We start from the raw sequence: 22,431 nt of genomic DNA, 5'->3' as shown, positions 1-22,431 counted from the left end.
AGCCGGAGAAGGAAGCCTAGCCTCAGCCGCTGACGCGATGATCGGCGCGACCACCGGGGGGAACCAGTGACCACCAGCGAGACCGTGACCACCGCCGCGCACCCGTGGATCGAGGCCGCGCCCGCGCCCGTCGAGCGCCGACTGTTCGCCGTGACGCCCCGGCTCGCCGAGGTGGTCCGCGTGGTCACCCTGACGCCGCGGATGGTCCGCGTGACCCTGGCCGGCGACTTCTCCGAGCTCCTCGGCGGCGCCCCCACCGACCACGTGAAGGTCTTCTTCCCGCTCGACGGCGACGAGCTGCCCGTCATGCCGCAGGTGGGCCCCAACGGGCTGATCCCGCCGCCGCCCGGCACCCCGCGCGCCTTCCGCGACTACACGCTGCGCCGCGTCGACCGGGCCGCCGGCGAGATCGACATCGACATGGTCCTGCACGCCGGGGGCCTCGGGTCCACGTGGGCGGCCGCGGCGGCGCCGGGGATGAAGGTCGGGGTGCTCGGGCCGCGCGGCTCGGAGATCGTCGACTCCACGCTCGACTGGCTGGTCCTCGCCGGCGACGAGACCGCCCTGCCCGCCATCGGCCGCTGGCTCGCCGAGCTGCCCGCCGGGGTCTCGGTCCGGGCGGTCATCGAGGTCGCCGACGCGGGGGAGGAGCAGGAACTGCCCTCGGCCGCCGACGTCGACCTGGTCTGGCTGCACCGCGACGGCATCCCCGCCGGGGAGTCGACCCTGCTCGCCGACGCGCTCGCGGGCTTCGAGTTCGAGTTCCCGACCGGCCGCGGCTTCGTCTGGGTCGCCGGCGAGGCGGGCGCCCTCAAGCCGGTGCGCCGCATGCTCCGCAGCCACCCCGCGCTCGACTCCCGCTGCGTCGACGTCGACGGGTACTGGCGCCGCGGCGTCGTCAACCACGACCACCACGCGGGGGACTGACCCGCCTCCCGAGTGGGCGCCGGCGGTTCCTCGCGCAGCCTCGAGCGCCCACGCGGTGCGACGTGTCGGGTCGAGTGGGCGCTGGTGGTTCCTCGCGCAGCCTCGAGCGCCCACGCGAAGGGCGCGGAGCGTTGCGCGACGCACACGGCCGGCGGGACCGACGCATCGTCGGGAAGGCGTTGCGGGACGCACACGGCCGGCCGGACCGACGCATCGCTGGGAAGGCGTTGCGGGACGCAACGCCAGGGGCGCTCCCGATCGAGTTCCGCCCGACCGTGTGCGGGGCGCAACGCCGGGGCCTGAACGGACGTCGCGTCGGCGGGCCGGGAGCGGCAGACTCCCGGCGCGTGGGGACGACGATCGTGGGCGCGCAGGTGTTCGACGGTGAGCGGGCGCTGGGGGTGGCGACGGTCCTCGTCGAGGACGACGGAACGATCGGGTCCGTCGAGCCGGGGGAGCGCGAACCGGCTGAGGGCGAGGTCGACGCCCGCGGCGCGACGCTGCTTCCGGGGCTGATCGACGCGCACGTCCACCTGCGCGGGGCCGGCAACCTCGGGCAGGACCTGCGCCACGGTGTGACCACGGTGCTCGACATGTTCTCGGCGCCGCCCCAGTTCACCGCGATGCTGCGGGGGCGGGCCGCGCGACGCCACGACGAGGCGGACGTGCGGAGCTCCGGGCTCATGGCCGGGGCGGTCGACGGGTGGCCCGCCGTGATGCTGCCGCCCGACCCGAGCGGCTGGCGGATGCCCGGGCTGAGCGGTCCCGAGGACGCGGAGCAGTTCGTCGCGGACCGCCGGCGGGAGGGCTCGGACTACCTGAAGGTCTTCGTCGAGAACGCCGCGGACGTCACGCGGCCGACCCTGTCGCCGGAGACCGTGGCGGCCGTCTGCGCAGCGGCGCGCTCCCAGGGGCTGCGGACGGTGGCGCACGCCCCGACGCGGTGGTCGGTGGCGACGGCGCGGACGGCCGGGGTCGACGTGCTCACCCACCTGCCGCTCGACGGGCCCCTCGACGACGTCGACGGGGACCTCGTCGTGGTGCCGACGATGACGATGATGGCCGCGCTGAGCTCGGCGGACTCCCAGCGCGAGCTCGTCGCCGACCCCCGGCTGACGGCGCGGCTGCCCGCGGACGTGGTGGCCGGGCTCGAGGCGGGGGACCGGGGTGGGCTGCCGACCTCGTCGGCGGCGGGGGCGTCGTACGGGCACGCGGCCGAGAACCTGGCGCGGCTGGTGGAGGCGGGCGCGACGATCGTCGCGGGGACCGACGCCAACGACGTGCCCGGGCGGCCGGCGGCGGTGCTGCACGGCGCCTCGATGCACCTGGAGCTCGAGCTGCTGGTGCGGGCCGGGATGACGCCCGCGGACGCCCTCGCGGCGGCCACCTCGCGGGCGGCGGACGTGTTCTCCCTGGGCGACCGCGGTCGGGTCGCGCCGGGGAAGCGGGCCGACCTGCTGCTCGTCGACGGCGACCCGCTGACCGACGTCACCGCGACGCGGAACCTGCGCACGGTGTGGCGGGCGGGCGTGGAGCACGACCTGGCGGTGTAGCCGTACATGGTCCGATCGTGACGTTGAGCGTCAGCATGGCCGCAGTGCTGACACTCCCTAGCGGGCGTCGCTCTCGTGGCCCGCGACCTCCGGCTCCATCGGCGCGTGCTCCGCGACCCCGGGCAGGGGCTGCTCGGCGTCCTCCTCCGTGTGCAGGCTCGCGCGCCGCAGCGGGGGCAGGAACGAGGCGAGGGCCGCGGTCGCGACGACGCACACCACCCCGCCGGCCGCGATCGCGGGGCCGGGCCCGAGCAGCCGCGCGGCCACCCCGGCCTCGACCCCGCCGGCCGACGGGCCGACCGTCGCCTGCGCGAGCCAGACGCTGGAGACGCGGCCCTGGAGGTGGTCGGGGGTGGCGTCGGCGAGCAGGGCCCGGCGCAGGATCTCCGAGATCATGTCGGTCGCGCCGGCCACTGCGAGGAAGCCGAGCGCCCACCACAGCCCGGAGGAGAGCCCGAACGCCGCGATCGCCGCCCCGTAGAACCCGACGGCGATCAGCAGGACGCGCCCGGTGTGGCGGACGGTCGTCGTCCACCCGCTGGTCAGCGCGGCGACCATCGCGCCGACGGCGGGGGCGGTGTAGAGCAGGCCGGCCGCCTCGGGACCGCGTTCGAGGACCTCGATGACCACCTGGGGGAACAGCACCTGGGGGAGCGCGAAGAGCATCGCGGCGATGTCGACGAGCAGGACGCCGCGCACCACGCGGTTCCTCGCGACGAACGACGCGCCCTCGCGCAGCGACTCGAGCGGCTTCGAGGTGGGCGCCCCGACCGGCTTCAGCGGGGGCAGGAACCACAGCAGCATCGTCGTGACGGCCGAGGCCACGGCGCACAGCCCGAAGTTGACCGTGAGGCCCGGGCCGGCGATGAGCAGGCCCGCGACCGACGGGCCGACGACGGCACCGATCTGGGTCGAGAGCGCGACGAGGGCGCCCGCCGCGGCCAGCTGGTCGCGCGCGACGATGGCCGGGGTGACCGCCATGAGCGCCGACTGGCTGACCGCCGTGGCGCCGTTGACGGCGACGCAGAGGTAGAGCAGCCAGAGCTGTGGGGAGGGGATGGCCGCGTTCACCGCGAGCACCCCGAACACGACCGCCGCGGTGCCGCGGCAGAGGAGGATCACCTTCCGGCGGTCGTAGCGGTCGGCCACGATCCCGCCGGCGAGGGTCCCGACGAGCGTCGTGACGCCGACCAGGGCGGCCGCCCCGCTGACGGCGAGCGACGAGCGGGTCATCTCGTAGACCTGCCACGGCACGCCGACCGTGGTCAGCGCGATGCCGAACAGCGAGACGATCCGGGCGGAGAAGACGAGCCGGAACTCCGGACTCGACCGCAGCGGTGACACGTCGATCATCAGTGACCGCACGCCGGCAGCACCTCCCCGATCTCGCCCGTCGCCGCTGAGTAGGTGAGGCTACCCATACCATGTCGGGGTCCTCACAACCACCGCTGCGCGACCGTGCGCTCGCCCTCCGTGAGTGTTCCCACGGTGAGAGGACCGGGATCCGGATGGTCCTTGTCCTGCCGTTCTTAGGGTTGCTTTACTCGCCGACCGGTGGGCTGGTGGGGGAATCGAGGAGGTGCGGGTGAGGGTGGACGCGGCGCGAGCCGGTCGGGCGTTGACGGCGGCGCAGGCGGGCCTGTGGTTCGCCCAGCGGCTCGACCCGGCCAACCCGATCTACACGACGGGCGAGCGGGTCGACCTGCACGGCCCGCTCGACGTCGACGTGTTCACCCGCGCGCTCACCACGGCGATCTCCGAGGCCGACGCGCTGCACGTGCGGATCGTCGAGGTCGACGGCGAGCCCCTCGCGCAGTTCCTCGATCCCGACGAGCGCCCCGACTGGCAGCTCGAGCAGGTCGACCTGCGCGGCGAGGACGACCCCGACGCGGCCGCCTCGGCCTGGATGACCCGGACCCTGCAGGAGCGCGCGTTCGACCCGGCCGCGCCGGGGCCACTGTTCGGCCAGGCGCTGCTGCGCCTCGCGGACGAGCGCTCCGTCTGGTTCCACCGCTACCACCACCTCGTCATCGACGCGTACGGCTTCTCCCTGATCGCGCGACGCACCGCGGCCGTGGCCGCCGCGCTCGTCGCGGACGAGGAGGTCCCCGAGCGGCGCTTCGGGTCGGCGGCCGAGCTCTACGAGGGCGAGATCGCGGCGACGCAGGCCTCCCGCGAGGACGACCGCGCCTTCTTCGCCGAGCGGTTCCCGACGATGCCCGAGCCCACCACCCTCGGGTCGGGCGCCGCGGCGCTGACCTCGCACACGTTCCTGCGCGAGAGCGCGATGCTGCCCGCCGACGTCGTCACCGGGCTCGACGACCTGGCCGACGCGTCGTGGCCCGACGCGGTGCTCGCGGCGGTCGCGGTGCTGCTCGCGCGGCACGGGTCGGGCGCGGACGTCGTCCTCGGGGTGCCGATGATGAACCGGCTCTCCGGGTCGACCCGCGCGCTCGCGTCGCGCACCCCGGCGATGCTCGTGACGATCGTGCCGGTGCGCGTGCCCGTCGACCACGCCGCGTCGGTCGCCGCGCTCGTCGCGACCGTGGCGGCCGAGGTCGCGGCCGCCCGGGAGCACTCGCGCTACACGACCGAGGACCTGCGACGCGACACCGGCGGGCGCCCCGACACCGCCCTGCCGTGGGTGAACGTCAAGCCGTTCGCCGACCACCTGCGGTTCGGCGGCGGGGTGGACGCGACGGCCCGGCCGGTCTCGGGCGGCCCGGTGCACGACCTCGCGGTCAACGTGCAGCGCGCCCCCGACGGGACCCTCGCCGTCGACGTCGACGCGAACCCCGCGTCGTACTCGCCCGACCAGCTCGCGGGGATCAGCCGCCGGTTGCTCGATCTCCTCACCGGGCTCGCGGGGGGCGACGGGTCCCGGCGGGTCGGCACGCTGGAGATCCTGGGTCCCGACGACCGCGCGGAGGCCCTCGAGGCGGGCACCGGGCCGGTCGGGGAGCCCCCGCGACCGCTGTCGGCCCTGCTCGGCGACGCGATGGCGGCGGGGGGCGACCGGCCCCTCGTCGGGACCGACTCCTACGCGGAGGTCGACCGGCGGGCCCGCGCCCTGGCGGCTGTCCTCGAGGCGGCGGGTGCGGGCCCGGAGCGGCTCGTGGCGCTGGCACTGTCCCGGTCGGTCGACCTCGTGGTGGGGGTGCTCGCCGCGATCTACGCCGAAGCCGGGTGGGTGCCGCTCGACCTCGACGTCCCGGCCGCGCGCCTGAACGGGATCCTCGAGGACGCGTCGCCCGTGGTCGCGGTGGTGGCCGCGGAGACGGCGGACGGGTTCGCGGCGGCGGCGCCCGGGGTGCCCACCGTGGACGTCAGCGATGGCACCTCGCAGACGTCTGATGTCAGCGACGTGCCATCGCTGACATCAGGGGACGAGCACCCCGCCCACGTCATCCACACCTCGGGCTCCACCGGGCGACCCAAGGGCGTCGTCGTGCCCCGCGACGCCATGGCGACCTTCCTGCTCGACATGCTGCCGCGCACCCGGCTCACCCCCGACTCGACGCTCGTCGCGGTCACCACCGTCGGCTTCGACATCGCCGCCCTGGAACTGCTCACGCCGCTGCTGGCGGGCGCCCGCCTCGTCGTCGCACCCCGGCACACCGTGCAGGACCCGTCCGCGCTCGCCGCGCTCCTGCGCGACACCCCGCGGCCGCTCACGGTGCAGGCCACCCCGACGCTCTACCGCGCCCTGCTCGACGTCCTCCCCGACGACGAGCGTGGTGCGGTCCTCGGCGACGCCACCGTCCTCGTCGGCGGCGAGGCCCTGCCCGCGTCGTTGCTCGCCGAGCTGCGCGCCGCGGGCGCCGAGGTCACGAACCTCTACGGGCCGACCGAGGCGACGGTGTGGGCGACCACGTCGCACGGTCCGGAGATCGGCCACCCGATCACCGGCTACCGCGCGCACGTCCTCGACGCCGCGCTCGCCCCGGTGCCCGCGGGCGTCGTCGGGGAGCTCTACCTCGCCGGAGCCGGCCTCGCCCGCGGCTACCTGGGCCGCCCGGGGCTGACCGCCGAGCGCTTCGTCGCCGACCCGCACGGCCCGGCGGGGGAGCGGATGTACCGCACCGGCGACCTCGCCCGCCGCGACGCCGACGGCGCGCTGCACTACGTGGGGCGCGCCGACCAGCAGGTCAAGGTCCGCGGGCACCGCATCGAGCCCGGGGAGATCGAGGCCGCCCTCGACGCGCTCGACGGCGTCACCCGCAGCCTCGTCACCGTGGTGGACGACCGGCTCGTCGCCTACCTCGTCGGGACCGGCGACCTCTCGACACCCGTCGTGCGCGAGCGTCTCGCCGACACCCTGCCCGCGCACCTGCTGCCCTCGGCGGTCGTCGTGCTCGACGCCTTCCCCGAGACCCCCAACGGCAAGATCGACCGCGCCCGCCTGCCCGCCGCGACGGCCGGCCGGCGGGCCGTGCGGGAGCCCGAGGGCGACGCGGAGAAGGCCGTGTGCGCGGTGGTCGCCGAGCTCGTCGGGGGCGACGCCGGCCCCGACGACGACTTCTTCGCCCTCGGCGGCCACTCCCTGCTCGCCGCGCGGCTGGTGGCCCGGCTCGGTGGCCTGACGGTGCGCGACGTCTTCGACGCCCCGACGCTGGCCGACCTCGCGGCGCGGTTGCCTCTCGACGCTCGTCCGGCCGAGGACGAGGTTCCCGACGACGGCCGGGAGGCGCCGCTCTCGCCCGCCCAGCGCAGCCTCTGGTTCCTCCACCGGCTGCAGGGCCCGACGCCGACGTGGACGATCCCGCTGGTCGTGCACGTGCCGGGCGACCTCGACCCGGAGCCGGTGCGGGCCGCGCTCGTCGACGTCGCCGCCCGGCACGAGCCGCTGCGGACGATCCCGCGCGAGGACGACGACGGGGTGTGGCAGCGGGTCGTCGACGCCGAGGTCCCGTTCGAGGTCGTCGACGCGGCCGACGACGCGGCGCTGGACGAGGCCGTCGACGAGGCCGCGCGGGTGCCGCTCGACGTGGGCACCGAGGTCCCGGTCCGCGCGACCCTCGTCCGGGCGCCCGGCCACGCCGCGCTCGTCGTCGCCCTGCACCACCTCGCGGCCGACGAGTGGTCGCTCGCGACGCTGCTCGACGACCTCGCGCTCGCCCACACGGCCCGCGTCGAGGGCCGGGCGCCCGAGTTCGCGCCGCTGTCGACCACGTACTCCCGGCACACGAAGGCGCTGTCATCGAGGACCGGGCGGGAGCCGGAGGGGCTCGACCGGTGGCGCGCCCGGCTCGACGGGGCGCCGCCGGAGATCACGGTCGCGCCCGACCGACCCCGGCCCGCCCGCCCGAGCGGCGCTGGCGACGAGGTGCCCGTCGCCTGGGACGCCGGGCTGCACCGCGGCATCCGGGCGCTGGCGCGGGACACCGGGACGACGACGTTCATGGTCGTGCACGCGGCGCTGGTGGCGGCGTTCGGGCTCGAGGTGGTCGGCACCCCCGTCGCCCGGCGCGGCGACCCGGCGCTCGACCCGCTGGTGGGGCTGTTCGTCGGGCTCGTCCCGCTGCGCGTCGACGCCTCCGGGGCCGGGACGGGTCGGGAGCTGCTGGCCGCGGTCCGCGACGCCGACCTCGACGCCGTGGCCGACGCCGACGTCCCGTTCGACGCCGTCGTGTCCGCGCTCGACCCGCCGCGCCGCCCGGGCCGGCACCCGCTGTTCCAGGTGATGCTGTCGCACCGGGAGTCCCGCCACCCCGACGACGTCCCGCGCCTCGGCGGCCACGAGGTGCGCACCGAGCTGCGCGGCACCGGGACGGCGAAGCTCGACCTCACCTTGGAGCTCACCGAGACCCGCGGCGTCGACGGGATCACCGGGCGCCTGGAGTACGCGACCGACCTCTACGACGCCGCGACCGCTGCCGACGTCCTCGACCGGCTGGAAGGCACGCTGCGCGCCCTCGTCGCCGACCCCGACGCCGCGCTGGGCGAGGCCACGGTCGCGGCGGTGGCGTCGGCGGCTGTGGCGACGGGCTCCGCGGTGTCCGGCTCTGGGGAGGCCGGCGACGAGCAGACCGCGCGCGAGCTGGCTGCGGTGTTCGCCGACGTGCTCGGCGTCGACACCGTCCCGGTGGATGCCGACTTCTTCTCCCTCGGCGGCGACAGCATCGCCTCGATCCGCGTGGTGTCGCGGGCCCGGTCGGCGGGGTGGTCACTGGAGGTCGCCGACGTGCTCGACCTGCGGACCCCCGCGGCCCTCGCGACCGTCGCGCGAGCGGCCGAGGCGACGACGGCCGTCGTCGGGAAGGCCCTGGTGGACCTGGACGACGACGAGCTCGACGACCTGGGGAGCGACCTGTGAGCTCGAAAGGCGTCGCCGACGTCCTGCCGCTGACCCCCTTGCAGCGCGGCCTGGTCTACCTCGCGCGCCGCGACGGCGGGGAGGGGCTCGACCCGTACACGATCCAGCTCGTCCTCGACGGCCGCGATGGTCGACCGGACTCGCTGCAGGCGGCCCTCGACACCGTCCTCGCCCGCCACGACGTGCTCCGCGCCGCGATCCGCGACCGCAAGCGCGGCGAGCCGGTGGCGGTGGTCCCGACGACGGCCCGGGTCGGGTGGCGTGCGGAGACCGTCGCCTCCGTCGAGGAGGCCGACGAGCTGGTCGACGACGAGCGCCGGCGTCCCTTCGACCTCGCGCGCCCGCCGCTGGTCCGCGCTCTGCTCGTCTACCTCTCGGACGGCGCGTGGCGGTTCGCGGTGACGCTGCACCACGCGGTGGTCGACGGTTGGTCGTTGGGCCCGCTGCTGCGCGAGGTCCTGACGACCGCCGAGGGCGGCACACCTCCCGAGCCGGTGCCGTTCCGCCGCCACCTCGAGCACCTCGCGACGCTCGACCACGACGCCGCCGCGCGGCGCATCGCCGACGACCTCGCGGGGATCGACGAGCCGACCCGGCTGCTCCCGCCGCTGCCCGCCGAGGTGGCGGAGCTCCCCGCGTCGGTGACGGTCGAGCTGCCGCCGGTGCCCGAGGGGTTCACGCTCGCGACGACGCTGCAGGCGGCCTGGGGGATCGTGCTCGCGCGGTTGACCGGGCGCGACGACGTGGTGTTCGGGACGACGGTGTCGGGCCGGCCGGCGGCGCTCGAGGGTGTCGAGGACATGGTCGGGCCGTTCGTGGCGACGCTGCCGGTGCGGGTGTCGGTGGGATCGGGGAGCGTGCGCTCGCTGCTCGACGACCTGGCGCGCCGCGGTCGGGATCGCCTGTCCGACGAGCACGCCGACCTCGCCGCGGTCGGGCGCCTGACCGGGCTGCCGGGCGAGCTGTTCGACACGCTGCTCGTGGTGGAGAACGTCGGGCTCGACCCGTCGAAGCTGGCTCGGCTCGCGCCGTCGCTGGGCGTGGAGTCGGTGGCGATCCGCGACGCGACGCATTACCCGGTGAGCGTCGTGGCGCTGCCCGCACACGGCGACGAGCCCGCGCGGCTGCGGCTCGTGCACCGGCGCGACGCCGTGTCCGACGCCGACGCGCGGACCCTGCTCGACCGGCTGGTCCGGGTGCTCGCGGCGCTGTCCGACCTCGACGCGCCCATCGCGTCGATCGAGGTGACGTCCTCCGACGAGCGGCGCGCGCTGGTCGCCGCCGCGGCCGACCCGGCGGGCCGGAGCACGCCCACGACCTGGCCCGCGATGTTCGCCGCGGCCGCCGCGCTCGACCCGGGGAAGCCGGCGGTCGTCGTGGGCGGTCCCGACCCGACCGTCGTCGGGACCCTGACGTGGGCCGAGCTCGACGAGCGCTCGGCAGGTCTGGCCGGCGCGCTGGTGGAGCGGGGCGCCGGGCCGGGCGCGGTCGTCGGGGTGTCGCTGCCGCGCTCGCCGGAGCTGATCGTCGCGCTGGCCGCGGTGCTGCGCTCGGGGGCCGCCTACCTGCCGCTCGACCCCGACTACCCGGCCGAGCGCCTCGCGTACATGCTCGCCGACTCGGGCGCCCGGCTCGTGGTCTCGGACGGCTCGTCGCCGGTCAGCGATGGCACTCTGCAGACGCTGGATGTCAGCGACGTGCCATCGCTGACACCGACCCTCCCGGAGCCCCACCCCGACGACGCCGCCTACCTGATCTACACCTCGGGCTCCACCGGCCGGCCCAAGGGCGTCGTCGTCCCGCACGCCGGGATCGCCGACCTCATGGCCACCGCCACCGACCCCGAGCGCCTCGCCGTCACCGCCGACTCCACCGTCGCGATGTTCGCGAGCGTCAGTTTCGACCTCGCGTTCTTCGAGATGTCGATGGCGCTCTGCCTCGGCGGCACCCTCGTCGTCGTCCCCACCGCCCTGCGCGCGCCCGACCACGCCCTCGCCGAGTACCTGCGCGACCACCACGTCACCCACGCGGCGCTGCCGCCGTCGGTGTCGGGCGCGCTGCCGGCCGACGCCCCGCTGCCCACCGGCATGACGATCCTCGTCGGGACCGAGGCGGTGCCCACCGAGCTCGTCGCACGCTGGGGGCACGACCGACGCCTCTTCGACGCCTACGGCCCCACCGAGGTCACCGTCAACGCGACCCTCGGCGCGCTGCGGCCCGACGACGTCGCCCGCACCGGCGCCGCGCCGATCGGCCGGGTCGACGCCGGCGGCCGGGCCTACGTCCTCGACCGGCGGCTGCAGCCGGTGCCCGTCGGGGTCGCGGGGGAGCTCTACCTCGCGGGCGCCGGCCTGGCCCGCGGCTACCACGGCCGCCCCGACCTGACGGCCGAGCGCTTCCTGGCCGACCCGTTCCGGTCGGGGGAGCGGATGTACCGGACGGGCGACCTCGTGCGCCGCCGCCCGGCCGTGCTGCCCGACGGCACGGACGACCCCTGGCCGGGCGAGCTCGACTACCTCGGGCGCGTCGACGAGCAGGTCTCGCTGCGGGGGTTCCGGGTGGAGCCCGGCGAGGTGTCGGCGGTGCTCGCCGAGGACCCGGCGGTCGGGCAGGCGCTGGTCGTGGTGCGGCGCGACGGCGGGCGTCCCCAGCTCGTCGGCTACGTGACCCCGGGCGAGGGCGCCCCGGACCCCACCGCGCTGCGTGCCCTCGCCGCCGAGAGGCTCCCCGAGCACATGGTGCCCGCGGCGGTCGTCGTGCTCGACGCCTTCCCGCTCACCCCGAACGCCAAGATCGACCGCGCCCGCCTCCCCGCGCCCGAGTTCGTCGCGGGCGCCGGCCGGGCCGCGGAGACCGACGCGGAGCGGGCGCTGTGCGCGGTGCTCGCCGAGGTCCTCGAGGTCGACGACGTCGGCCCCGACGACGACTTCTTCGCCCTCGGCGGCGACTCCATCGTCGCGTTGTCCCTGGTCGGGCGCGCCCGGCGCGCGGGCTGGACGGTGACGCCTCGGCAGGTGGTCGAGCAGCGGACCGCCGGAGCGCTCGCCGCGGTGGCCGTGCCGGTTCCCGACGAGGGGGCGGCGCCGGTCGTCGACGACGGCGTCGGGACGGTCGCGCTGACGCCCGTGGCGCGGGACTTCCTCGCACGGGGCGGCCCGATCGCCCGGTACCACCAGCGGGTCGCGCTCACGGTGCCCGCGGAGGCGACCGCGGAGTCGCTGACCGCCGCGCTCGACGCCGTCCTCGCCCGCCACGACCTGCTCCGCGCCCGCCTCGTGCGCCCGGCCGACGGGCCACCGGTGCTCGAGGTGCCGGCCGCCGATGCCCTGCGGGGCGCCGACGTCCTGGGCGAGGTCCATGATCACCGGGACGACGAGGGTCCGGACGCCCAGCCCTTGGATCCTCGTCGTCCTGATGATCTTGCCGTGGCCGTCGAGGATGCGGTCGGCCGATTCGACCCCGAGGACGGCCGGGTGCTCGCCGCCGCCTCCACCGGCGACCGGCTCGTGCTGGCCGCGCACCACCTCGTCGTCGACGCCGTGTCCTGGCGGGTGATCGTCGACGACCTGCGCGACGCGCACGCCGCGGTGCTCGCCGGCGAGACGCCGCGGCTCGACCCGGTGCCGACCTCGTTCCGTACCTGGACCGCCGACCAGTCGGTCATGGCAGAAAAGCGCGCGGGGGAGCGGGAGCACTGGCGGGCCGCCGCCCCGCGCGAGGGCGACCCGGTGCTGACCGACCGGCCCTCGGGCACGGTCGGGGAGCAGACCCACCACCACGTGACCGTGCCGCCCGAGGTCGCGGCCCCGCTGCTCGGGGCGGTCCCGACGAGCATCGGCGGCACGGTCGACGACGTCGTGCTCGCCGCGGTGCTGCTGGCCGTCACCCGGTGGTCGGGGACCGACGGCGTCGTCGTCGACCGCGAGCGCTACGGCCGCGAGACCGACACCGCCGACCTGTCGCGCACCGTCGGCTGGTTCACCGTCACCCATCCGCTGCGGCTCGCCCTGCCCGGGGACGCGTCGCTCGACGCGACGCTCAAGGCGGTCAAGGAGCAGCGGCGCGCCACCCCGGGCGACGGCGCCGGGTACGGCCTGCTGCGCACCGTCGCGGGGGAGGACCTCGGCCCGACCCCGCCGCTGCTCGTCAACTACCTCGGCCGCTCCGCGGTGCGCGCCGACGACGGCCCGTTCGCGCCCGCCCCCGAGGCCCCGGTGATGACCGGCGGCGCCGACGAGGCCATGCCGCTCGGCCACGCCCTCGAGGTCAACGCGCGCACCGAGGACCGGGAGGATGGCCCGCACCTCGTGGTGCGCTGGTCGACCGCCGCGGTCGACGCCGACGTGGTCTCGACGCTGGCCGACGGGTTCGTCGCGGCGTGCCGCGAGCTGGCCGCCGCCGACATCGGCGGCGCGACCCCGTCCGACTTCCCGACCGTCGCGCTCACCCAGGCCGACGTCGACGCGCTCGGGGACGTCGAGGACGTCGTCCCGCCGGCCCCGCTGGCCGAGGGCCTGCTCGCCACGGCCGCGCTCGCCGACGACGCCGACCTCTACGCCGTCCACCTCGAGATCGACCTGTCGGGCCCGCTCGACGACGACCACCGCGCCGCCCTCGACCGGGCCGCGACCGCCCTGATCGCCCGGCACGACGCGCTGCGCGAGACGTTCCCGCAGGTCTCGTCGGGCCGGTGGGTCACCGCGATCGGCCGCGAGCCGGTCAGCGAGCACTGGGGCTACCGCACCACCGACACCGGCCTCGTCATCGACGCCCACCACGCGATCCTCGACGGCTGGTCGACCCCGGTCCTCGTCCGCGAGTGGTTCGCGCTCTGGACCGCCGCCCTCGCCCATCCCGAGGCGGACCCGGCGGCCCTCGTCGGGAAGGCCGGGCTGGGACCGACGTATCCGCACCGGCGCCACCTCACCCGGCTCGCCGAGCGCCATGCGGGTCCCGAGGGCGACGCCGCCCGGGCCGCGTGGGCCGACGCCCTCGCCGGGCTCGACGGCCCGACCCTGCTGGCCGACGCGCTCCCCGGCGGCTCCGGGGACACGGCGATCGGCTTCCGCGACCGCACCCTCGACGAGGCCCTCACCGCCGACCTACGCGCGCTGGCCCGCGACCGGGGGGTCACGCTCGCGACGATCCTGCAGGTCGCATGGGCGCTGGTGCTTGCGCGCACCACGGGGCGCGACGACGTGGTGCTCGGGCAGACGGTGTCGGGCCGACCGCCGGAGGTCGAGGGGATCGACACGGCGGTCGGGCTCTACATCACGACCGTCCCGGTGCGGGTCCGGCTGCACGGCAGTGACCTCGGTGATCGGGAGCCGCTCGCCGACCTCGTCGGGCGGGTCCAGGCCGAGCAGGCCGCCCTGCTCGACCACCAGGACCTCGGCCTGCAGTCGATCCAGCGCGCCGCGGGCGTCGGAGACCTCTTCGACACCGTCCTGGTCGTCGAGAACTACCCCCTCGACCCGTCCGCCGCCGACGACGCCGCGCCCGAGGGCCTGGGCGTCACGGCCGTCCGCAACGACGACGCGCCGCACTACCCGGCCGGGCTGGTCGTGACCCCGGGCGGCGACGGGGTGGAGCTGCGGCTGACCCACCGGGGGTCCGTCGACGCCGACACGCTGCTCGACCGCGTCGAGGCCGCCCTGGTCGCGCTCGCCCGCTCCCCGGAGGAGGCGACCGGCTCCGTCGACCTGCTCGACGACGCCACCCGTGCCGCCGTCCTCGAGCCGGGGGAGACCCGGGAGGTCCCGACGACGAGCCTCGCCGGCCTCGTCGTCGACGGGCTGCGGTCGGGCGACCGGGACGCGGTGGCGGTCGTCGGCCCCGACGGCACCGTGCTCACGCGCGCCGAGCTCGACGAGCGCTCGGGCGCCCTCGCGGCGTCGCTCGCGGCGCGGGGGATCGGCCCGGAGCACGTGGTCGGCGTGGCGCTGCCGCGCTCGGCCGAGCTGATCGTCGCGCTGGTCGGCGTTCTGCGGGCGGGGGCGGCGTACCTGCCGCTCGACCCCGACTACCCGGCCGACCGGGTCGACTACATGGTCGCGGACTCGGGCGCGAGCCTGGTGCTCGGTCCCGGCCTGAATGGCAGCGATGGCACATCGCTGACATCCAGTGCCGGCGAGGTGCCATCGCTGACACCCGATCCCGACGACCCCGCCTACGTCATCTACACCTCGGGCTCCACCGGCCGGCCCAAGGGCGTCGTCGTGAGCCACGCCGCGATCGTCAACCGGCTCGTGTGGATGCAGGACCGCTACGGCCTCGGCGACGACGACGCCGTCCTGCAGAAGACCCCGTCGAGCTTCGACGTCAGCGTCTGGGAGTTCTTCTGGCCGCTGATGACCGGCGCGCGCCTCGTGTTCGCCGCGCCCGGGCGCCACGGCGACCCCGAGCACCTCGTCGAGCGCATCGACACCGCCGGGGTCACGACGATGCACTTCGTCCCGTCGATGCTGCGCCCGTTCCTCGACCACGTGGAGACCCACGGCGCCCCCGCGTCGCTGCGCCGGATCGTGTGCAGCGGCGAGGGCCTGCCCGTGTCCACCGCGCGCCGCTGCCGCGAGCTGCTGGGGGACGTCGAGCTGCACAACCTCTACGGCCCCACCGAGGCCGCCGTCGACGTCACCGCCGCCCAGGTCCGGGGCGACGAGGCCGCGGTGCCGATCGGCGCGCCGATCCACAACACCGGCGTCCGGGTGCTCGACCGGCGGCTGCGTTCCGTCGGGTTCGACGTCGCCGGCGAGCTCTACCTGACCGGCGTGCAGCTGGCCCGCGGCTACCTCGGCCGGCCGGCGCTCACGGCCGACCGCTTCGTCGCCGACCCCGACGGCCCGCCCGGCGCCCGCATGTACCGCACCGGGGACGTCGTGCGCCGCAGCCGCGACGGGCTGCTGTACCACCTGGGCCGCGCCGACGACCAGGTCAAGATCCGCGGGTTCCGGGTGGAGCTCGGGGAGGTCGCGGCCGCGCTGGAGGCCGAGCCGGAGGTCGCGCAGGCCGTGGCGTCGGTGGTCATGACGGCCGCCGGGGCCGTCCGGCTCGTCGCGCACGTCGTCGCCCGGGGCGACCTGGACACCGCCGAGCTGGTCGCCCGGCTCGCCGGCCGCCTGCCCGAGCACCTCGTGCCGGCCGCGGTCGCCGTGGTGGACGAGTTCCCGCTGAGCCCGAGCGGGAAGGTCGACCGCGGCGCGCTGCCGCCGGTCGACCGCGCCCCCGACTCGTCGTCGCGGACGGCGGAGAGCCCGGTCGAGGAGGCCCTCGCCGCCGCGGTGGCCGCGGTGCTCGAGCGCGACACGGTGGGCGTCGACGACGACTTCCTCGCCCTCGGCGGCGACTCGATCCTCGCGATCGCGGTGGTCGCCCGGGCCCGCGCGGCCGGGGTGGTCGTCACCCCGCGCCAGGTGCTCACCCACCGCACGGTCGCCGCCCTCGCCGCGGTGGCCGCCGACGCCCCCGACGAGCAGGCCGCGGAGATCGTCGACCCCGACGAGGCCCCGCTCGTCCCGATCGCCCAGGCCCTCCTCGCGGCCGGCGCGTGGCGGCGGTTCCACCAGTGGCGGGCCTTCGTCGCGCCCGACGGCGACCCCGCCGCAGCGCTCGCCGAGCTCGTCCGCCGCCACCCGGCGCTGCGGATGCGGGTCGACGAGGACGCCCGCCGCCTCGTCCTCATCGACGCTCCCGTCCCGCCGCTCGACCACGTCGAGACCGACGACCTCGCTGCTGCGGCCTCCGCGGTGGCGGACCGGCTCGACCCGGCCTCGGGCGTCGTCATTGCCGGCGCGCACGTGACCACCCGGGCCGGCGCGCGCCTCGTCGTCGTGATCCACCACGTCGCCGTCGACGCGGTCAGCTGGCTGCGGATCGGCCGCGAGCTGACCGGGGGCGGGTCCGACGACCGCGCCCGCGGCTACGCGGCCTGGGCCCGGCGCCTCGCCGACGACGCCCCGGCGCAGCGGACCCTCCTCCCCGGCTGGGCGGCCGTGCTCCGCCGCGACAACTCCGCGCTCCCGCTGCGCGGCCCCCTGCAGGCCGACCGGGACGTCGCGTCGGCCGTGCACCACCGCGAGCTGCGCATCGAGGGCGCGGGCGCGATGGGCGACGTCGGCGCGCTCGTCGGCGGCGGCGCCGAGGACGTGCTGCTGGCCGCGCTCGCGCTCGCCGTCGCCCGGGTGGGCAAGGCCGGCCCGCTGGTGGTCGAGGTCGAGGCCCACGGCCGGCCCGACGAGGTCGACCTCGACGAGGTCGTCGGCTGGTTCACCACGGCCGCCCCGGTACGGCTCGACCTGCGCGGGCTCACCCCGTCCGACCTGGTGCGGGCCCTCCGGCGGGCGGTCGTGGCTCGACGTGCCCTGCCCGGGCCCGACCGCACCTTCGGCCAGCTCCGGTGGCTCGACGACGAGGGCGCCCGGCTGCTGGGCGCGCTGCCGCCGCCGGAGATCGCGGTGAACTACCTGGGCCGGACCTCCGCACCCGCGCACGCGGTCGTCGGGAAGCCTGGTGACCCTGCCCCCGAGGCGCCCGGCCTGCACGGCGGCGGCGACCCCGACCGGCCCGCCACCGCACACCTCTCCCTCGACGCCGTGCTCGAGGGCGACACGCTCGTCGCCCGCCTCGCCTGGCCGGGGCCCGCGCTCGACGACGAGGTCGTGTCCCGGCTCCTCGACGCCCTGACCGAGACCGTCCCCGCCCTCGCCGCGCTCACCCGCGACGACCTCGGTGCACTCGCCAACCCCACCCGCGCCGCCGTCACCGCCCCGCTCGACGACGCCGGGCTCGAGCAGGTGCTCGACGCCGTCGCCCCGGCCCGGGTGGTCGACGTCGCGCCGCCGGCGCCGCTCGCCGAGGGCCTGCTCCTCTGGAGCGGGGAGACGACCGACGCCGACCCGTACACGATCCAGCTCACGCTGCCCCTCGACGGCGGGGTCGACGACGCCGCGGTGGAGCGCCTCGGGGCCGCGGTCGAGGCCACCGTCGCCCGGCACGACGCGCTGCGCACCGTCCTGCCCGCCGGCCCCGACGGGCGCCCGGTCGCGGTGGTCCTGGCCGACCCTCCGGCCGGGTCGTTCCGCACGGTCGACGGCCCGCTCGACGACGTGCGCGCCGAGGACCGGCGCCGGTTCGACCTCGCCCGGGGTCCGCTGCTCCGGGCCACCCTGGTCCCGGGCCACCTGGTGCTGACCGTCCACCACGTCGCCGTCGACGGGTGGTCGATGCCGATCCTGGTGCGCGACCTGCTGGCCGCGTGGTCGGGGACCACGCTTCAGCCGGCCCCCGCCTACCGCGACCACCTCGCCGCGCTGGCCGCCCGCGACGACGACGCCGACCTCGCCGCCTGGCGCGAGCACCTCGCGGGCCTGCCCGGCCCGACGCGCGTGGTGCCCGACGCGACGATCGACGACCCGGTGCCGTCGCGCCTGCCCGTCCCGCTCGACGACGCCCTGCGCGCCGACCTCCGGGCACTCGCCCGCCGCCGCAGTGTCACCCCGGCGACGTTGCTGCAGGTCGCGTGGGCGCTGGTCCTGGGCTGGACGACCGGCACCGAGGACGTCGTCATGCTCCAGACCGTCTCCGGGCGCGGCGGCTCCGCGGACGTCGCGGGCACCGTCGGGCTGTTCATCAACACCGTGCCGGTGCGGGTGCGGCCGGTCGCGGCGAGCACCGTCGGCGACCTGCTCGAGCGGGTCCGCGACGAGCAGGCGGCGCTCACCGACGTCGCGCACGTCGGCCTCTCGACGATCCAGCGGGCCGCCGGCACCGGGCCGGACCTCGCGGACACCCTCCTCGTCGTCGAGAACTACCCCGTCGACGGGACGGCCCCGGCCGGCCCGCCCGGCATCACCGTCGGGCCGATCGAGGCCGACGACGGCACGCACTACCCGCTGTGCGTGGTGGCCGCGGGCCGCGACGGCCTCGACGTGCACCTCGCGCACCACCTTCCCGACGATGCCGCGCAGGCCTGGGCGGGCCGGCTCGCCCGGGCTCTGGCCGCGCTGGTCGACGACGAGCGCCCGGTGGGCCGGGTCGACCTGCTGGACGAGGCCGAGCGGCGCCTCGTCGTGCACGACTGGAACGACACCGGCGTCCCCGACTCCGACCGCACGTGGCCGGAGTTCTTCGCCGCGCAGGTCGCCGAGCGCGCGGACGCGCCCGCGGTCGTCGGGGAGGACCTCGACGGCGCGACCGTGAGCTGGACCTACGCCGAGCTCGACGAGCGCTCGGGCCGGGTCGCGACGGCCCTGCGGGCCCGGGGACTGGGGCCAGGCGACGTCGTCGGGGTGGCCCTGCCGCGGACGCCCGACCTCGTGGCCGCGCTCGTCGGGGTGCTCCGCGCGGGCGCCGCCTACCTGCCGCTCGACCCCGACTACCCGGCCGACCGGCTGCGCTTCACCGTCGCCGACGCGGCCGTGCGGGTGGTGCTCACCGAGGCGTCGGTGTCGTTGCTGCTGCCCGACGTCGAGCGCCTCGAGGTCGGCTCGCTCGTCGACGATGCGGCGTTTGTGACGTCCAGTGTCAGCAAGGCCGCAGTGCTGACACCGGAGCTCAGCCCGGAGGACGCCGCGTACGTCATCCACACCTCCGGCTCCACGGGCCGGCCCAAGGGCGTCGTCCTGCCCCACCGCGTGGTGCCCTCGCTGGTGGCGACGGCGGCGCAGCGGCTCGGGGTCCGCGCCGGCACCCGGGTGCTGCAGTTCGCGTCGCCGGGCTTCGACGTGGCGTTCTGGGAGCTGACGATGGCGCTCGCCCTCGGGGGGACGCTCGTCGTCGCGCCGTCCCGCGTGCGCCTGCCCGACCGCGCGCTCACCGACTTCCTCGCCCACCAGCAGGTCGGCGAGGGCGACGTGCTGATCCTGCCGCCGGCACTGGTCGCGGCCCTGCCCGACGACGCCGTGCTGCCGGACGGCGCGGTGCTGCTCGTCGGGACCGAGGCCGTGCCGCCCGCGGTGATCGAGCGGTGGGCCGCGCGGCTGCGGGTGTTCAACGCCTACGGGCCCACCGAGGCGGCCGTGAACTCGACCCTCGGCGAGACCGACCCCGCGTCGGGCGCGAGCGGGCGGGTGCCGATCGGGGTGCCCGACCCACACACCCGCGCGCTCGTCCTCGACGCGGCGCTGCGCCCGGTGCCCCCGGGCGGGGTGGGGGAGCTCTACCTCGGCGGCCCGGGCCTGGCGCGCGGCTACCTCAACCGTCCCGACCTCACCGCGGAGCGCTTCGTCGCCGACCCCTTCGGCGCGGAGTTCGGCGAGCCCGGCGGACGCCTGTACCGCACCGGCGACGTCGTGCGGCGGATGACCGACGGACGGCTGGACCACCTCGGCCGCGCCGACGACCAGGTCAAGGTCCGCGGGTACCGGATCGAGCTGGGTGAGGTCGCCGCCGCGGTCGCCGCCGCCCCCGGGGTCGCCCGGGCCGTCGCCGACACCCGTCCCGGCCCGGGGAACACCCGCCGGCTCGTCGCGTGGCTCGTCCCGTCGGGGCGCCACGTGGGGGAGTCGCTGGTCCGGCGGCACCTCACCGCCCGGCTGCCGGCGGCGATGGTGCCCACCGACCTCGTCGTCGTCGACGCCCTGCCCACCCTGCCCTCGGGCAAGATCGACCGTGCCGCCCTGCCCGAACCCCCGTCGGCCGGGGCGGCGGCGACCCCGCCGCGCGACGACGCCGAGCGGGCGGTGGCCGCCGTGTTCGCCGACGTGCTCGACCTCGACGGCCCGCCCGACGTGCACACCGCGTTCACCGACCTCGGCGGGCACTCCCTGCTGCTCCCGGTGCTGCGGGCGCGGCTCGCGGAGCACGGGGTCGAGGTGTCGGTGCAGGAGCTGCTCGCCCGGCCCACGGTCGCGGAGGTCGCGCCGCTGCTGGGCGGGTCGGGCGGCGGGCCCGGGTCGCGCTGGGTCCCGCTGCGCCGCGGCGAGGGCCGGGCGGTCGTGCTGCTGCCCGGCGCGGGCGGGGCCGCGCTGCCCTACACCGCGCTCGCCGCGTCGCTGCCCGACCGCCCGGTGTGGGCGCTGCAGGGCGCGGAGCTCCTGGGCGTACCGGGGCCCGACACGACGACGGCGGTGGTCGACGACGTCCTCGCGCAGCTCACGGCGCTGGGCGCCGGGCCGGTCGACCTCGTCGGGTGGTCCTACGGCGGGGTGGTGGCGCAGGCGGTCGCGGTGGCGGGCGCCGACGTCGCCTCGCTGACGCTGCTCGACGCGTGGCCGGGGCTCGACGAGATGTCCGACGGGCAGGACCCGGCGGCGTTCCTCGGCGACGTGCTGGGTGCGGGGCCGGTCGACGACGAGGCCGGGCTCGAGAAGGCCGTCGCCGCCGACCCCGACCTCGCCGCCCTCTACCCGCCCGACGTCCTCGCCGGCGCGGTACGCCACGTCGGCCACGCCCGGGAGGTGCTGCGGGCCCACCACCCGGCGCCGCTCGACACCGACGTGCCCGTCACGGTCGTCGTCGCCGGTCCCGACCCCGAGCGCGCCCGCGCGGTGTGGGGCAGGGTGCTGCCCGGACATGCCCGATTCGTCACGGTCGACACGACCCACCTCGGCCTGCTCCGCCCCGGCGCGGCGGAGTCCGTGGGCCGATTCGTCCGCGAGACCATCAGTCGCACCATCCAGGAGGAGAACTCGTGACGTCCCAGCCAGCCCCGTCGCTGCGCTCGCCCTTCCGCCCTACCCGCCGGTCGATCCTCGCCGGCGCCGGGGGACTGGCCGCTCTGGCGGCCCTCGCGGCGTGCGGCGACTCCGGCGGCGGGACGGCCGGCCCGCAGAACGCCGACGGCCCGACCCGGCAGATCCAGGGCGCGGCCGGGCCGGTCGACATCCCGGCGAACCCGCAGCGGATCGCCTGCGTCGACTTCTACACGACCTACGCCCTGCTCGACGTCGGCGTCACCCCGGTGGCCACGGCGCAGGCCACGGTCGGCGGCGTGTTCGCGCCCTACCAGCAGACCTACGACGCCATCCCCAAGGTCGGCCAGCCGACCTCGGTCAACGTCGAGGCCCTCGCCGCCGCCACCCCCGACCTCATCCTCGGCACCAAGGTCCCGACGATGCAGCCGGGTCTCGAGGAGCAGCTGACCCGGATCGCGCCCACCGTCATGTTCGACGCGGGCACCGAGCCGGGCACGTGGAAGCAGCGCGCGCTCGCCACCGCCGACGCGGTGAACCGGCTCGCCGCCGGGCAGCAGGTGGCCGCCGAGTACGACCAGCACGCGGCCCGGATCAAGGCGCAGTTCGCCCCGACGATCGGGCGCACCACCTGGGGCCTGGTCCGCGGCAGCTCCGGCGGGGCCTTCTTCACCGACTTCCCGACGTCGTGGAGCGGGGTCGTCCTCGCCGACGCCGGACTGCGCTTCGGGCGGGCCGCGGCGGGCCGGACGGGTGCGGGCCAGCGCCTGTCCTACGAGCAGGCCTCGCAGCTCGACGACTGCGACGTGCTGCTCTACCTCGCCGACGCCCAGGGCCAGGTGGAGGCCAACACGCGCGCCCTGCTCGCCCAGCCGGCGTTCGCGCAGCTCCGCGCCGTCCGCGAGGGCCGGGCGTTCCCGCTGCCGAACTACTACGCGACGCACTACCGCCAGGGCGATGCGGTCCTGACGACGATCGAGCAGCTCCTGCCGCGCCTGTAGTCCCG

General features: G+C 76.8%; 6 protein-coding genes. 5 read left to right on the top strand and 1 reads right to left on the bottom strand.

Annotation, left to right across the window (positions count from 1 at the left end; genetic code table 11):
- The first annotated feature begins 66 nt into the window (after positions 1-66).
- On the top strand, positions 67-927 hold the full coding sequence (locus ACFPBZ_RS23115) for a siderophore-interacting protein (RefSeq protein ID WP_378038463.1): 861 nt from the start codon (positions 67-69) through the stop codon (positions 925-927).
- Between the two features lie 347 nt (positions 928-1,274).
- On the top strand, positions 1,275-2,480 hold the full coding sequence (locus ACFPBZ_RS23110) for an amidohydrolase family protein (protein ID WP_378038462.1): 1,206 nt from the start codon (positions 1,275-1,277) through the stop codon (positions 2,478-2,480).
- 57 nt (positions 2,481-2,537) lie between these two features.
- Here ACFPBZ_RS23110 and entS read toward each other — a convergent pair whose 3' ends face one another.
- The gene (gene entS, locus ACFPBZ_RS23105; RefSeq protein WP_378038461.1) at positions 2,538-3,845 is read right to left on the bottom strand and encodes an enterobactin transporter EntS; all 1,308 of its coding nucleotides are present in this window, start codon (positions 3,843-3,845) and stop codon (positions 2,538-2,540) included.
- A gap of 220 nt (positions 3,846-4,065) precedes the next feature.
- On the opposite strand from entS, the gene ACFPBZ_RS23100 reads away from it, so the two are divergent.
- The 3 genes from ACFPBZ_RS23100 to ACFPBZ_RS23090 are packed head-to-tail and all read left to right on the top strand — an operon-like array spanning position 4,066 to position 22,426.
- A complete protein-coding gene (locus tag ACFPBZ_RS23100) occupies positions 4,066-8,796 on the top strand; it encodes an amino acid adenylation domain-containing protein (protein ID WP_378038460.1) in 4,731 nt (1,576 codons plus the stop codon).
- Positions 8,793-21,428 carry a non-ribosomal peptide synthetase gene (locus tag ACFPBZ_RS23095; protein ID WP_378038459.1) on the top strand — a complete coding sequence of 4,212 codons (12,636 nt, stop codon included), beginning with the start codon at positions 8,793-8,795 and terminating at the stop codon, positions 21,426-21,428. Before ACFPBZ_RS23100 ends, ACFPBZ_RS23095 begins: the two co-directional genes overlap by 4 nt.
- Positions 21,425-22,426: an ABC transporter substrate-binding protein gene (locus ACFPBZ_RS23090; protein ID WP_378038458.1), complete on the top strand. Its 1,002-nt coding sequence runs from the start codon at positions 21,425-21,427 to the stop codon at positions 22,424-22,426. The genes ACFPBZ_RS23095 and ACFPBZ_RS23090 overlap by 4 nt, the downstream gene beginning before the upstream one ends.
- Positions 22,427-22,431: the final 5 nt, after the last annotated feature.

Origin of the sequence: Actinomycetospora atypica, from assembly GCF_042653685.1 — a bacterium.
Taxonomy (GTDB): domain Bacteria; phylum Actinomycetota; class Actinomycetes; order Mycobacteriales; family Pseudonocardiaceae; genus Actinomycetospora; species Actinomycetospora atypica.
The sequence above is the reverse complement of the archived record's forward strand: the minus strand, read 5'-3'. Positions and strand labels throughout refer to the sequence as shown.